Below are 14,088 nucleotides of genomic sequence, written 5' to 3'. Positions count from 1 at the left end.
CAGCTTTCGGTTAAGATAGGCGGATGGATTTCCGCCAGATTCACTACTTCATCTCGCTAGTCGAGGAAGGCACGGTCACCCGCGCCGCGCACCGCCTGAACATCGTGCAGCCGGCGCTGAGCATGCAGATCGGTAAGCTCGAAGACGACGTCGGCCAGCGCCTGTTCGAACGCACCAAGCAGGGCATGGTCCCGACCGCGGCCGGACGCCAGATGTACCGCCTGTTCATGCCGATCATGCGCGACTTTTCCAACGCCTACGCGCAGATGCGCAGCAGCGAGGGCGCGATCCGCGGCCACGTCAACATCGGCCTGATCGCCTCGATCACCGAAGGCGTGCTGGTCGACACCCTGAGCGAGTTCTCGAACAAATACCCGGAAGTCGAGGTCAGCGTCGCCGACGGCTACACCAGCACCCTGGTCGAGCGCGTCGCCGCCGGTCAGCTCGACGCCGCCATCGTCAACAAGCCGCGCCGCCCGCTGACGCTGGACGTCGAGCACATCATCGACGAGGAGATGGTCCTGATCACCGGGCCGGCACTGAGCGGCGCGGTGCCGGAAGGCTTGAGCCTGCGCCAGCTGTCGACGCTTGGACTGGTCCTGGTGCTGCCGACGCGCGGGCACGGCCTGCGCTCGAACATCGACAGCTTCGCCGAAAGCGAGAACATCGAGCTGTCGCCCAAGTTCGAGATCGATTCGCTGGTGGCGACCGTCAAGCTGGTCGAGCAGGCGCAGGTCGCGACCATCGTGCCGCGCGTCGCGGTGCACCGCCAGCTCAGCAGCGGCACGCTGCGCGCGCACACGATTACCGCGCCGCGCCTGGTGCGGCGAGTGGTCAGCGTGTCGCATCCGCGCCGGCCCTTGAGCCCGGCGGCGCGGCTGTTCATTTCGATGCTGGCGACGCACATGCAGCTGCGCTCGCCCGCCGCTGCGCAGGGGGACGGGGGTCCACCCGCGCCCACGCGTGCGGACGAGGGCGCGGCGGGCGCCTGAACGCGGATCAGCTGCCGTCGAACTTCGGTGCGCGCTTGCCGTGGAAGGCTTCGACGCCTTCCCGGAAGTCGTTCGACGAACGCAGGCGGCTGTAGCAGTGGCCTTCGAGCTCGATCGCGATCGACAGCGGCGAATCCTCGGTGTCGTTCAACAGCTTCTTGGCGGTGCGCTGGGCCAGCGGCGAGAACGCGCGCAGCTCGTCGACCAGGCGGTCGGTCGCCGCTTCCAGTTCGGCGTCCGGCACGCATTCGGTGGCCACGCCCCAGTCGTAAGCCTGCTGGCCCGGAATGCGGCGCGAGCGCATCACGATGTCTTTGGTGCGCGTGATGCCGACCATCTTCTGCAGGCGCGCCGAACCGCCCGAACCGGGGATCTGGCCCAGCTTCTGTTCCGGCAGCGCGTAACGGGTGGTCTCGGTGACGATGCGGAAGTCGCAGGCCAGCGAGACCTCGAAGCCGACGCCGAAGCAGAAGCCGCGGTTGGCGGCGATCACCGGCTTGCTGCAGCGCGCCGGGGCGGCGATGTTCCAGGCCAGCTTGGAGACGTGTTCCGGAGAGGCTTCGAGGAAGCCCTTGATGTCGCCGCCGCTGGAGAAGTGTTCGCCTTCGGCGCGCAGCACGATCACGCGCACGCGCTCGTCGGCGTCGAGCGCTTCGAACACCAGGCGCAGCTGCTCGCGCTGCGGCATCGTGATGATGTTGAACTGGCCGTTGGACAGCACGATGTCGGCGCGCTCGCGCTCGGCGTCGACCTCGACGCGGAAGTTGGTCAGCGATTGCGGCAGGTCTTGTGCCGGGTGTTTCAGTTCAGTCATGTCGTGCTCCATGGGTTGTCGTAGGTGTCTTTGAAATCATTCCGCATCGTCGACCGGAGGGACCGGGCGCGCCGGGCCGCCGCGCGAGGGCATGCCTTCCCAGCGCTTGACCAGACCGTCGGCCGGCAGTTCGAACAGATCGAGCAGGCGCCCGACCGTGTGATCGACGATGTCGTCCAGGCTTTGCGGACGCGTATAAAAGGCGGGCACCGGCGGGAACACGATCCCGCCCATCTCGGTGACAGCGGTCATGTTGCGCAGGTGCGCCAGGTTCAGCGGCGTCTCGCGCGCCAGCAGCACCAGGCGGCGGCGCTCCTTGAGCACGACGTCGGCGGCGCGCGAAACCAGGTTGTCGGCCAGGCCGTTGGCGACGCCCGCCAGCGTCTTCATCGAGCAGGGTGCGATCACCATGCCGGCGGACGTGAACGAGCCGCTGGCGATGCTCGCCCCGATATCGCGGACGTTGTGGACCACGTCGGCCAGCGCCTCGATGTCGCTCCTGCGCAGGTCGAGTTCCTGCTGCGCGGTCATCACGCCGGAACTCGACATCACCAGGTGCGACTCGACCGCGCCGGAGGCACGCAGCGCTTCCAGCAGGCGCACGCCGTAGACCGCGCCGCTGGCGCCGGTGATGGCCACGACCAGGCGCCGCTTGCCACTGTCACCGCTGCCGCTCATGCCCTGGCCTTCAGTCGGCCCGCGGCCCAGTCGACCGCCGCGCCGCCCTGCAGGTCGCGGCCCGGGTCGAATTCGCGTTCGCCCGGGATGCGCACCTTGGTGAACACGTGGCCGCGGTAGACCACCGGCCGGGTCGCGTCCAGGCCCATCTTGGCGCCGATGCCCTGCAGGTGCGGCGGCGCCGGCTCGTCGCTGGCGTACGTCCCGTTCGCGACCGTGGTCGACGGGTCCAGCACCGAGCCTTGCGCGCCCTGGATGACGACCAGGTCGCGGTCGGCCTGGAAGCGGGTCGCCACCGCCCACTCCACCTGCTGCGGGTCGTGCACGTCGACGTCGTCGTCGACCACGATCACCTGCTTGATGTCGTAGTGCGCGCCGAACGCGCCCAGGATCACATTCTTCGGCTCGCCCTCGCGCAGTTTCTTGAACTTGACGAACAGGTGATAACGCCCGACGCCGCCGACCGACAAGTGCACGTCCAGCACGCCGGGGAAGCTGCGCTGCAGGTGGGCCAGCATGGTCGCCTCGCGCGGGATCGAGCCGAGCAGCAGGTGCTCCATCTCGGCCGGCACGATGGTGTGGTAAATCGGGTTGGCGCGGGTGGTGACGGCGTCGACCTGGATCACCTCGCGGTTCTCCTGTGCGCTGTAATACTTCGGGAACTCGCCGAACGGCCCTTCGGGTTCGCGCACCGTCGGCAGGATGCGGCCCTCGATCACGATCTCGGCGTTGGCGGGCACGCGCACGCCGTTGCTGCGGCATTTCACCACCGGCAGCGGAGCGCCGTGCAGGGCGCCGGCGATTTCCAGCTCGTCGTGGTCGATCGGCGTGATCGCCTGCGAGGCCAGTAGCGTCAGCGGGTCGGCGCCGATGACGACCGCCACTTCGAGCGCCTCGCCCTTGCTTTCCGCAGCCTTGTAGAACGCCAGCAGGTGGCGCGGCAGCATCAGGATCGCCATGCGGTCCTTGGCGTGCGCCTGGATGCGGTTGATCGAGACGTTCTGTATGCCGGTAGCCGGGTTGCGCGCGATGACCAGGCCGGCCGTGATGTAGGGGCCGTTGTCATGCTCGCTGTGGGTCGGGATCGGCAGCAGCGCGTGCAGGTCGATGCCTGCATCGATCACGACCTGCTGGCACGGCGCCTCGGCGGCGTCGACCTCACGCCACGGCAGCGGATGCTCGGCGGCGTCGCGAAAGGCCGCCAGCAGGCCGGCTTCCTCGACGCCGATCGCCTCGGCGATCCAGGCGCGGCGCGACACGAAGCCCGAGACCACCGGGACGTCATGGCCGCCCGGCTTGGGGAAAAAGGCGGCCTGCCTCCCGTCCAGGCGCTTGGCGATCGCTGCCAGCGTGTGCTCGAGCGCCACGCCTTCGCGCGCCACGGCAAGGCGGCCGGTCGCCTCCAGATGGGCCAGCCATTGGCGCAGATCCCGGGCTTTGCTCACGTTGGTGTCCTCGCTTTTCATTTTGCTTCCTCGAATTCGCCGGCCACCAGCTTGCGGCGCAGGATTTTCCCCACCGGGGACTTCGGGATCTCGCGCACGAACACGTACTCGCGCGGGCGCTTGAAGTCGAGCAGGCCGGATTGTCTGATATGTTCGTTGAGCTGGTCCGGGGTGACCTCGGCGCGCGTCTTGACGAAGGCGACCACCTTCTGGCCCCAGCGCTCGTCCTTCAGGCCGGCCACGGCGACTTCGTCGACCAGTGGATGCAGCGACAGCACCGACTCGATGTCGACCGGCGAGATGTTCTCGCCGCCGCTGATGATCATGTCGTCCACGCGGCCGGTGACGAACAGGTCGCCCTCCAGGTCGACGTAGCCGGTGTCGCCGGTGAAGTACCAGCCCGCGCGGATCGATTTGGCGTTGGCGTCGGGGCGGTTCCAGTAGGATTCGAAGGCTTCCTCGCCTTCGAGCTCGCAGATGATCTGGCCTTCCTCTCCGGCGGCCACGACCTGGTCGGGCGAGCCGGCTTCGAGGCCGACCACGCGGATGCGGGTGTTGATGCCGGCCCGGCCGGCGCTGCCGGCCTTGCGCGTCGCGTCCTGGTCGTAGGCGAAGGTGAACACCTCGGACGAGCCGTAGTGGTTGACGAACAGCTCGGGCTGGAAGGTCTCCTGCAGACGCTTGAGCAGGCCGTCCTGCATCGGCGCGCCGGCAAACCCCAGCTTGGTCACGCTGGCGATCCTGGTCAGGGGGTTATTCGCGCGCCAGGTCAGCATGTCGTGGTACAGCGTCGGTACCAGGTACAGGCAGGTCAGGCGCTCCTGTTCGATCAGGCGGAAGGCCGCCGCGCAGTCGAACTTCGGTACGCACACGAACACGCCGTCGACCAGCACCATCGCCAGCAGTGAGCGTACGCCCATCGTGTGATACAGCGGCATCACGCCGAGCGTGCGTTCGCCGCGGCGGTACAGGTTCTGGGCGACGTGGCCGAGGGCCGCGGCGCGTTCGGCGCGGTGGCGGCGTGGCACGCCCTTGGGCTTGCCGGTGGTGCCGGAGGTGTACAGCATCAGCGAGACCGCTTCGCTGTCGGCCTGCAGGATCGGCTGCGGCGGCGCCTGTTCCAGCAGCTGCGCGTACTGCACGGTGCCGTCGGCGCCGCCCACGCCGATCCGGGTCAGGCGCGAGGCGACGTGGCTCTCGGCGACCGCCGCCGCACTGACCGGTTCGCAGACGACGGCTTTCGCCGCCGAGTCGCCGGCGCAGTAATCGACTTCGTCCGGCTTGGCGCGCCAGTTCAGCGGCGTGACGATCACCCCGAGGAACTGGCAGGCCCAGTGCAGCGTCGCCATCTCGATGCGGTTCTGCAGCACGACCAGAAGGTGGTCGCCGCGCCTTAAGCCGAGCGTGGAAAGGCCGTGGGCGACGCGCTGGATGCGCTCGTACCACTCGGCATAAGTGAGGCGCTGGCCGCCATCGACCACGGCCAGCGCGTTCGGGCTGCGTTCGACACTCTGTAAAAAGGTGCGTCCTAAGTCCTGCACGATACGGTCTCCTCTTCGGGGCGTCCGAAAACCTGCTGCGCGTTGCATTTTCGCTTTGCGATGCTCCGCTGCGGCGGACCGGCCGTACCGTAAGTACGGCTGCGCTTCTCAAGCGAAACTGCCGCCGCTCGCTACGGTTTTCGGAGGCCCCTGTTAGTTGATGATTTATGCGTTTACCAATTTTGCTTGTTCAGGCATGCCGACGCCGGCCTGACCCGGCTTGTCGGCGGCTGGCGTAGCGCCCACCGGCCGGCCGTTGCGCGCGGCCGCGGTCTCGAGCACCGCCATGACGATGTTGGTGTAGCCGGTGCAGCGGCACAGATGGCCGGACAGCATCTCGCGCACTTCGAGCTCGCTCGGGTCCGGCTTGCGCTCGAGGTAGTCGGCGCATGACATCAGGATGCCGGCCGTGCAAAAGCCGCATTGCAGCGCGTGGTTGCGGCGGAACGCTTCCTGCAGGTCCGACAGGCGGTCCTGACCGCGGTTCAGGCCCTCGACCGTGTCGATGCGCCGGTCCTCGACCTGCACCGCCAGCGTCATGCAGGCGCGCTGGGCGACGCCGTCGATCCGCACCGTGCAGGCGCCGCACACGCCGTGCTCGCAGCCGACATGAGTGCCGGTCGCGCCCAGGTCATGACGCAGGAAGTCGGACAGCAGGGTGCGCGATTCGCACACGCCGCTGCGCTGCTGGCCGTTGAGGGTCAGGGCGATGCGGATCGGCTGGCCTTTACGATAGTTCTTCATTTGCTCTCCTGCGCGCGTGCGCGCTCGATTGCCGTGCGGCCCAGGTGGCGCACCAGCTGGCGGCGGAATTTGGCGGACGCATGATGGTCATCCTTGGCGTCCAGCTCCCAGGCGAAATCGTTGATGGCGCCGTCCAGGTCGGCGGCCGCCAGCGCACCGAAGCGCTTGAGGCGCGGCCGGTCGGACACGCCGCCGACCGCCAGCCGGATCCCGTCCTGGTTGACCACGGCCGCGACGGCGCAGACCGCGAAGTCGCCGTGACGCCCCGAGAACTCCTCGAACGCGTACCGTTCGCCGGATCGAGCCAGCGGGTAGCGAACCTCTTCGACCAGCTCGTCCGCGGCGCGCGCCGTCATCAGCATGCCCTGGAAGAAGTCGTCGGCTTCGACCACGCGGCGTCCGCGCCGGCTGCGCAGCACCACCTGGCCGCCCAGGGCCAGCAGCGCCAGCGGCAGCTCGGCGCTGGGGTCGGCGTGGGCGATCGAGCCGCACACGGTGCCGCGGTTGCGGATCTGGAAATGCGAGATGTGCGGGAAGGCCTGGGCCAGCAGCGGCACTTCGCGCGCCAGCTCGCCACGCCATTCGACCATGCCCTGGGTCGCGGCGGCGCCGATCGCCAGCGTCTTGCCGTCGTTCTTCACATAGTTCAGGTCGGGCACGCGCGAGATGTCGATCAGCACGCTGGGCTGGGCCAGGCGCAGGTTCAGCACCGCCATCAGCGACTGGCCGCCGGCCAGGATGCGCGCGTCGTCGCCGCCGTCGGCCAGCAGCCCGACTGCTTCGTCGGCGCTGTCGGGGCGTGCGTAATCGAAGGCTTGCGGTTTCATGATTTCACTCCAATCAGCGCCAACAGGCGGCGCCACAGGCCGGGCTTGGGCACCGCTGCCTGCGCTGCATGTGCGGGGTGCGTCGCCGAGGCGCCGTCGGCCAGGTTGCCGATCTCGACGCCGGCGCGTATCTTGTCGCCGCCGCCGGGGTGGCTGCGCGCCGCGGCCGTCTTGCCGAGCTGTTCGAACAGCTGGTTCAGCACGATCTTGGCCGCGCCTTCGAGCATGCGGCTGCCGACCGCGGCGACCTTGCCGGAAACTTCGGCGCTGTAGTCGTAGCGCAGCAGGGTGCCCGGCCCTTGCGCCTCGAGCGTCACCAGGCCGCTGCCGCGCGCGCTGCCGACCGCGGACAGGCCGGCGCCGGCCAGGCGCAGGCTGCGCGGCGGATCGAGCTCGGACAGCGCGACCTCGGCCTGGTAGCGCGCCTTGATCAGGCCCACGCCGACGGTGACATCGGCCTTGTAGCGGTTCTCGCCGTTGGGTTCGAGCGCATTGCAGCCCGGGATGACCTCGACCAGCGCGTCCGGGTCGAGCAGCACGGCGAACACGGCTTGCGGCGGCGCGTCGAGCACGACGGCGCCGCGCGCGGCCAGGGCCTTGCCGCCCTTGGACGGCGCGACCTCGGCCGGCGCCGCGGTGCCGGAAACTGCGGCGGCAGCCGCAGGCTCGGGCGCGAGCGCAGCCGACCTGGACGGGGGCGGCTCGTCGGCACCGATCAGGTCCATCACCTTGGAAGGCGTCAGCGGCAAGGTGAAATCCTTGACGCCCAGCGCATCCGCCACCGCGTTGGCGATGCAGGGCGGGGTGCTCATGTTGTTGCCTTCGCCCAGGCCCTTGGCGCCCAGTGGCGTAAAGGGACTCGGCGTCTCGAGGTGGATGATGTGCGGCTCGGGCACCTCGCAGGTGGTCGGCACCAGGTAGTCGGCAAAAGTGCCGGACTGGAAGCTGCCGTCGTCGCCGTAGCGGAATTCTTCCATCAGCGCCGCGCCCAGGCCCTGGGCAAAGGCGCCGCGGATCTGGCCGTCGGCCAGCGCCGGGTTGAGGATCTTGCCGGCGTCGTGCGTCGTGACGTACTTGTCGATGGTGACGCGGCCGGTGGCGCGGTCGATCTCGACGCCGCACATGTCGAAGGCGAAGCCATAGGCGGCCGAGGTGTTGACGCGGTCCTGCTCGTCCGGCGCGCCCAGCGACTCGGCGGTCCAGAACGCGGTCTCGCGCAGGCCCGGCGTCATGCCTTCGGGCAGCAGCGCCGGCGCCCAGTGCGGGCTGGCGGCCATGCGCAGGAACGGCAGGCTTTTCCCGGGATCGCTCGGGGCGAACACCTTGCCGCCCTTGAACACGACCTCGTCCGGCGCGCAATCCAGCTGCGGCGCGGCGATCCGGGCCAGCTTGTCGCGCAGCTGCACGGCGGCGAGATGCAGGGTGCCGGCCACCGCGCCGGCGAAGCGGCTCGAGTAATTGCCGGCCGCCACCGACCAGGCATCCTTTTGGGTGTCGAATTCGACATTCACTGCGATCTGGTCGGGCTGCACGCCGAACACGTCGGCCACGACTTGCGAGCACACGGTGCGGTGGCCCTGGCCGGCCGGCGCCGAGGCGATCACCACGTTGATGCCGCCCAGCGGGTCGATGCCGACCGTGGCCGAGGCGATGGCGCCGTTCTTCGGGCCGGCCTTGGCGCGCGCTTCTTTCGGCAGCACCGTCGTGATGTAGCCCATGTTCGAGATCGAGGGCTCGACGATGGCGGCGAAACCGATGCCGTACAGGCGCCCCTGCGCACGCGCGGCCGCGCGCCGGCGGTAGAGCTCTGCGGCGCCGCCTTCGCTGTGCAGCAGCTCGAGCGCGCGCTGGTAGTTGCCCGAGTCGATCAATGCGCCGGCGGCGGCGCGGTAGGGGAAGGCGTCGGCCGGGATGAAATTGCGGCGGTAGACTTCGAGCGGCTCGATGTTCAGTTCGACCGCGATGCGCTGCATCAGGCGTTCCAGCGCGATGTAGACCTGCGGGCCGCCGAAACCGCGCACCAGGCCGGCCGGGGTCTTGTTGGTCAGGACCACGCGGTTGCGCACCGCCAGGTTCGGGATCGCGTAGGCGCCGGTCAGCACGCCATGCATGCGGTAGAAGGTGGCCGGTTCGGGCGCGCGCAGGTAGCCGCCGCAATCGTCGAACTGGTCGTACGAGAGCGCGGTGATGCGGCCGTCGTTCTGCACGGCGGCGCGGATCGTCGACAATCGGTTGGTCGCGGAGGTAAGGCCGGCCAGGTGCTCGAGGCGGTCTTCGGCCCACTTGACCGGCGCGCCGGCCTTGCGCGAGGCCAGGCACATCAGCACCGCATACTGGAATACAGCGTGCTTGACCCCGAAGCTGCCGCCCGAGTCGCGAAAATAGCGGTGGCGCAGCTTGTGGCCGGGTACCCGCAGCGCCAGCGCCATCACGGTATGCAGCGAAAACGGGCCCATGAAGTTCGAGGCGACGTCGTAGCCTTCCTCTTCGCCGAGCCAGTCGGCGATCACCACCGCGCATTCGATCGGCGTGCACGAGTTGCGCGGGTAGCGCACGGTGAGTCCGACGGTCCGGTCGGCTTGGGCAAAGGCGCTCTCGGGGTCGCCGTAGCGGAAGCTGCGGTCGCTCACGACGTTGCTGCCGACCGCTTCGTGCAGCACCGGTGCGCCGTCGCGGACAGCGTCGTCGATGCCGGCGACCGGCTCGAGCTGCTCGTAGTCGACGGTGACGAGATCGGCCCCGTCCTCGGCCAGGTAGCGGCTGTCGGCGACCACCACCGCCACCGGTTCGCCCACATAGCGCACCTTGTCCAGCGCCAGCGCCCACATCTCCATCTGCGCCTTGACGCCGACCACGAAGGGTTTCGACCAGGCCGCGAGGTCGGCGCCCGTCAGCACGGCGCGTACGCCCGATGCTGCCTCGGCGCGTCCGCTGTCGACGGCGCGAATGCGGGCGTGGGCATGCGGCGAGCGCACGATGGCGGCATGCAGGGTGCCGGGCTTGACGCCGACGTCGTCGCCGTACTGGCCGCGGCCGGTCAGGAGCGACACGTCTTCGATGCGCTGCATCGGCCGGCCGAGAAACGGTGTCTCCGGACCCGCCCCGGCCCGGGCGCCATCGGCGTGCGTTTGAGGAATCTTCATTTCCATGCTTGTCTGGCCTCGTTGGGCGGGGACGCTGGCTGCGTCCTCTTGAATCCAGTATAGGGAGTGCAAACCATCAGCGCCAATAGGGTTTGCTGATCTGTACTATCAGATCCTGAGATACTTCTGGGCTTGCTGAAAAAATGCCGATGGCCGGGCAGGGAGGACCGCCCGGTCACCAGGATTGTCGCGAGGGGCGATGTGCGCAGCCCGAGCGCTTCAGGCTTCGTTCGCCGGCGCGTCGAGCTTGCCCAACGTCTCCGGCACGACCAGTGCGCCGATCAGGAAAATCACGCTGATCGCAGCCAGGAAGATCGCCAGCGTCAGCGGCAGGTCGGTCGGCTGCGGCGACGCCAGCGAGACGAAGGTCGGCAGCATGCCGCCGATGGCGAAGCCGATATTCCACGACAGGCCGGTGCCGGTGGCGCGGATCGTGGTCGGAAAGCGCTCGTTCAGGAAGATCAGCAGCGGCGCATAGCCGGCGCTGCCCAGGGCGCCCAGCAGGATCACGTACAGCGCCAGCTGGAACATACTGCCTGCGTGCGGCATCGCCAGCACCAGCAGCGGGAAGGCGACCAGGCGCAGCACGCCCATGATCAGGAAGGTCTTCTTGCGCCCGATGAAGGTGCTCAGGTGTCCGCTGCCGACCGACGCCGCGATCACGCCAATGCTCGACAACATGAGGATGATGCCGGCGGTCTGGGCCGGCGTGTGGTTGACGACCTTGAGGTAGGTCGGCAGGAAGCCCGAGGTCAGGTAGTAGCCGCTGCCGCCGCCGATCGAGAGCAGCAAATTCACCAGCAGAACGCCGCGCCATTCGCGCGAGAACAGCCTGCGTACCGGATTTTCCGGCTCGGCGCCGGCCGGCACGCAGTTGGAAGCCGGGTTGGCAGCTTTGAGTCGCGCCTTTTTCTCCTGCAGTTCCTTGAACATCGGCGATTCTTCCAGGTTGCTGAAGATGGTAATGCCGAGCACCGCGCTGATGATGCCGGTGAAGAACATGCAGCGCCAGCCCCAGTCCTCGAAGGCGTCCCCGGGGAACAGCGTGGACATCGCCCAGTAGGCCAGCGAGGCGATCAGTGCCCCCAGGCCGGCGCCGCCGCCGCCGATCAGGCCCGACACGGCGCCGCGGTAGCGCGCCGCCACCGACTCGGTGCCGATGGTATGGGTGGCCGCGACCACGCCCCCGACGAACACGCCCTGCACCAGCTTGAGCACGATGAAGACGACCGGCGCGGCAAGGCCGATGGTGTCGACGGTCGGCAGCGCGCCGAAGGCGGCGGTGGACAGGCCGACGCCGACCATCGCCATGATCATCGCGCGCTTGCGGCCATGGGTGTCTGCGAAGGCGCCGAACAGGGCCGAGCCGAGTGGACGCATCAGCAAGGTCACGCCGAACGAGGCGTAGACCGCCGCCAGCGACAGCATCGGGTGGGTCGAGGGAAAAAACAGCTTGCCGATCACCGGGGCGACGAACAGCAGGATGAACAGGTCGTACAGGTCGAGCGACCAGCCGACGCAGGACGCGGTCACGGCTTTGAGCACGTGACGATTGTGTTCGCGCGCGGCGAGCACGGTTGGGTTGCTTGTGACAGCCATCGTTGTCTCCATGTGGATGTTGTCGGCGCCAACCGGATCGTCTGTTGCTGGAGCGTGCGATCTTCGGCCGGCCTTTACCAAGCGTAACGCGGAACACCTATCTGACCTAATAATGTCTTCTGATGTGTAATATCAGCAGCTTTGATAGGCTGCGGGCCTGCCCATTCCTGTGCGGGCGGCTCGTGCCGCCGCGTTCAATGCGCGAGGATGAAGGCGCCCGCGGCTTCGATCACGCGCCCGGGCTGGTCGCGGTAGGGCGAATGGCCGCAATCGGGCAGCACCAGCACCTCGGCGTGCGGGACCAGGCGGCCGATGGCATGGACCTGGTCCAAGGTGCCGTATTCGTCGCCTTCGCCCTGGATCGCCAGCACCGGCGCGCGGATCGAAGGCAGCAGCGCGCACATGTCCCAGTCGCGAAAGGCCGGGTCGAGCCAGATCGTGTTCCAGCCCCAGAAAGCCGAGTCGACGTCAGCGTGGTAGCGCGCCAGCCGCTCGCGTAGCGCGCCCTCGACGTAGGCAGCGCGCGCGGCTGCGATCGACTCGACCGAGATCGGCTCGACCATCACGTGCGGCGCCATCACGACCGCGCCGCTGATGCGCTCGCTGAAGCGCGTGGCGTGCAGCAGGGCGATCGAGGCGCCGTCGCTGTGGCCGAGCAGCCATGGGCGCTCCAGGCCGAGTTTGCTGAACAGCAGCGGCAGTACTTCCCAGGCCTGCTGTTCCATGAAGTCGGGCGGCAGCGGCTCATCCAGCGGACGTGGGCTCGAGCGGCCGTAGCCGTAGCGCGAAAACACGAGGCCGGTGAAGCCGTGGGTGCGGCAGAACCGTTCCGGAAAATCCTTCCACAGCGCGACCGAACCCAGGCCCTCGTGCAGGAACACCACCATCGGATGCTTGGACGCCGCCGCGCCGACCCAGGCCAGCTCGAGGCGGAGCAGCCGGCCGCGCCAGTCGAGGTCGATGAAGTCGGGGCGGTGCGGCAGGGCGGCATTGGACATGGGCGTCGGCGATCGTGGGGCTGGCGGGGATTCTAGCATCGCGGAAAAACCGATGGCGGCGCACTTGCGGCCATCGAACGATGACGTACCCGCGCTCAGGCCGGGTGCTCCAGAGCGGCCAGGTGCGCCGGTCGGGCCTGCTCACCCTGCGAATCGTCGAGCGCATCCAGCCAGTCGAAGATCCTGGGCCAGATGCGCGCATGGGCGCTGCGTCCGACCAGCACGCCGACGTGCTGCAGGTTGACGCCGACGTCGCCTTCATACTCGAGCAGCAGCTTGGCCGGGCTGGCCGCAGCTTCGTGGAACGGCAGCAACGCTTGCGGCGGAATCACCTTGCTGCGCGGGTCGTACACGCTGGCCAGCGGCGTGCGCAGCGCGCGCGGCCCGACCGTGCGCCCATCGACGACGAGCGTGCCCCGCATCAGCTCGTCGTTGCGGTACAGCGATTCGACGATGTCGGTGAACAGCCGGCCCGGCAGCGCGAACTCGTCGTGGGTCCAGCGCTCGACCCGCATGTGGGTGGCGAGCGCGCGCGCGTCGCCCAGCGACAGCCAGCGGTCCATGATGCGCTCGTATTGGAAAGCGTGCGGCTCGGCCATCGAGCTCATCATGTTCAGGAACACGCCCGGCACCTGGCCGAAGCTGGCTGCGATCCGGCGTGCGTCCGGCGCGGCCCGTACCAGCGGCGCAAAACAGTTGGCGTGGTGCTCGAAGTGCAGCGGGGCCTCGAGCAGCACCGTGGCGCGCACCTGGTCCGGGTACAAGCAGCCGTGGATCGCGGCCAGGATGCCGCCCAGCGAGTGGCCGGCGACGGCCGTGCGCGCTTGTCCGCTGTCGGCCATGGCCGCCTCGCGCGCGGCGCGCAGCAGGCGGTCGGCGTAGTCGGCCAGGCCCAGGTCGATCGATGCGTCGGCCAGCGGCGCCCACTCGGCCTGGTAGACCCGGTAGCCGCGCTCGAGCCAGCGGCGCACCACGCTGACCTCCGCTCTGAGGTCCCAGATGTAGGCGCGCTTGATCGGCGCCGGCACCAGCAGCACGGCGGGGGCATCGGCGCCATTTCCGGCCGGATGGGTGGCGGCGCCGTCGAAGCGCAGCACGTTCAGGCCGGGCTCGGCGTGGATCACGGCCGAGGGCGTGGTCTGCGGCGCGTAGCCGGCGCGGTCGAGCATCTTGCCGCGCGCCTGGCGGCTGCGGTCCATGTTCTTCAGGGCCTCCACCCCGAGCGACTGCATGGTGTTCCATTCGCTTGCGTACATGGCATCCTCGTCTCATTAGGAGACTGCACTCTACGCCAAGCGGACGCCGCC

General features: G+C 68.7%; 11 protein-coding genes. 1 reads left to right on the top strand and 10 read right to left on the bottom strand.

Annotated features, from left to right (window positions below; genetic code table 11):
* Positions 1-23 precede the first annotated feature (23 nt).
* Positions 24-992, top strand: coding sequence for a LysR family transcriptional regulator (locus FA90_RS07835; RefSeq protein ID WP_036167650.1), 969 nt, complete (start codon positions 24-26; stop codon positions 990-992).
* A gap of 7 nt (positions 993-999) precedes the next feature.
* Here FA90_RS07835 and FA90_RS07830 read toward each other — a convergent pair whose 3' ends face one another.
* The 10 genes from FA90_RS07830 to FA90_RS07785 all read right to left on the bottom strand — a co-directional run bounded on the left by FA90_RS07830 (position 1,000) and on the right by FA90_RS07785 (position 14,037).
* Positions 1,000-1,806 (bottom strand): enoyl-CoA hydratase/isomerase family protein, encoded by an 807-nt coding sequence (locus FA90_RS07830; RefSeq protein WP_036174748.1) that lies wholly within the window; start codon positions 1,804-1,806, stop codon positions 1,000-1,002.
* 36 nt (positions 1,807-1,842) lie between these two features.
* Entirely contained in the window at positions 1,843-2,484 is a 642-nt protein-coding gene (locus tag FA90_RS07825) for a UbiX family flavin prenyltransferase (protein WP_036167648.1), read from the bottom strand.
* On the bottom strand, positions 2,481-3,929 hold the full coding sequence (locus tag FA90_RS07820) for a UbiD family decarboxylase (protein ID WP_373994596.1): 1,449 nt from the start codon (positions 3,927-3,929) through the stop codon (positions 2,481-2,483). Before FA90_RS07820 ends, FA90_RS07825 begins: the two co-directional genes overlap by 4 nt.
* Positions 3,930-3,946: 17 nt before the next feature.
* The gene (locus FA90_RS07815) at positions 3,947-5,470 is read right to left on the bottom strand and encodes an AMP-binding protein (RefSeq protein WP_036167641.1); all 1,524 of its coding nucleotides are present in this window, start codon (positions 5,468-5,470) and stop codon (positions 3,947-3,949) included.
* Between the two features lie 165 nt (positions 5,471-5,635).
* A complete protein-coding gene (locus FA90_RS07810) occupies positions 5,636-6,214 on the bottom strand; it encodes a (2Fe-2S)-binding protein (RefSeq protein WP_036167638.1) in 579 nt (192 codons plus the stop codon).
* Positions 6,211-7,041 carry a xanthine dehydrogenase family protein subunit M gene (locus FA90_RS07805; RefSeq protein ID WP_036167634.1) on the bottom strand — a complete coding sequence of 277 codons (831 nt, stop codon included), beginning with the start codon at positions 7,039-7,041 and terminating at the stop codon, positions 6,211-6,213. Before FA90_RS07805 ends, FA90_RS07810 begins: the two co-directional genes overlap by 4 nt.
* Entirely contained in the window at positions 7,038-10,184 is a 3,147-nt protein-coding gene (locus FA90_RS07800; RefSeq protein WP_275041309.1) for a molybdopterin cofactor-binding domain-containing protein, read from the bottom strand. Before FA90_RS07800 ends, FA90_RS07805 begins: the two co-directional genes overlap by 4 nt.
* Positions 10,185-10,403: 219 nt before the next feature.
* Positions 10,404-11,783 (bottom strand): MFS transporter, encoded by a 1,380-nt coding sequence (locus tag FA90_RS07795; protein WP_051971566.1) that lies wholly within the window; start codon positions 11,781-11,783, stop codon positions 10,404-10,406.
* Positions 11,784-11,977: 194 nt separating this feature from the next.
* Entirely contained in the window at positions 11,978-12,781 is an 804-nt protein-coding gene (locus tag FA90_RS07790; RefSeq protein ID WP_036167627.1) for an alpha/beta fold hydrolase, read from the bottom strand.
* A gap of 95 nt (positions 12,782-12,876) precedes the next feature.
* Complete coding sequence (locus FA90_RS07785; protein WP_051971565.1) at positions 12,877-14,037, bottom strand: alpha/beta hydrolase; 1,161 nt, start codon at positions 14,035-14,037, stop codon at positions 12,877-12,879.
* Positions 14,038-14,088 lie beyond the last annotated feature (51 nt).

Source organism: Massilia sp. 9096, assembly GCF_000745265.1.
Taxonomy (GTDB): Bacteria; Pseudomonadota; Gammaproteobacteria; order Burkholderiales; family Burkholderiaceae_D; genus Telluria.
Note: the sequence above shows the minus strand (reverse complement) of the source record. Positions and strands in the feature narration are given on the sequence as shown.

What these genes read in the sequence shown, in the direction of transcription:
- FA90_RS07810 (WP_036167638.1), bottom strand. Translation starts at nt 6,214, where the DNA reads ATGAAGAACTATCGTAAAGGCCAGCCGATCCGCATCGCCCTGACCCTC.
- FA90_RS07805 (WP_036167634.1), bottom strand. Translation starts at nt 7,041, where the DNA reads ATGAAACCGCAAGCCTTCGATTACGCACGCCCCGACAGCGCCGACGAA.
- FA90_RS07800 (WP_275041309.1), bottom strand. Translation starts at nt 10,184, where the DNA reads ATGAAGATTCCTCAAACGCACGCCGATGGCGCCCGGGCCGGGGCGGGT.
- FA90_RS07835 (WP_036167650.1), top strand. Translation starts at nt 24, where the DNA reads ATGGATTTCCGCCAGATTCACTACTTCATCTCGCTAGTCGAGGAAGGC.
- FA90_RS07830 (WP_036174748.1), bottom strand. Translation starts at nt 1,806, where the DNA reads ATGACTGAACTGAAACACCCGGCACAAGACCTGCCGCAATCGCTGACC.
- FA90_RS07790 (WP_036167627.1), bottom strand. Translation starts at nt 12,781, where the DNA reads ATGTCCAATGCCGCCCTGCCGCACCGCCCCGACTTCATCGACCTCGAC.
- FA90_RS07795 (WP_051971566.1), bottom strand. Translation starts at nt 11,783, where the DNA reads ATGGCTGTCACAAGCAACCCAACCGTGCTCGCCGCGCGCGAACACAAT.
- FA90_RS07825 (WP_036167648.1), bottom strand. Translation starts at nt 2,484, where the DNA reads ATGAGCGGCAGCGGTGACAGTGGCAAGCGGCGCCTGGTCGTGGCCATC.
- FA90_RS07785 (WP_051971565.1), bottom strand. Translation starts at nt 14,037, where the DNA reads ATGTACGCAAGCGAATGGAACACCATGCAGTCGCTCGGGGTGGAGGCC.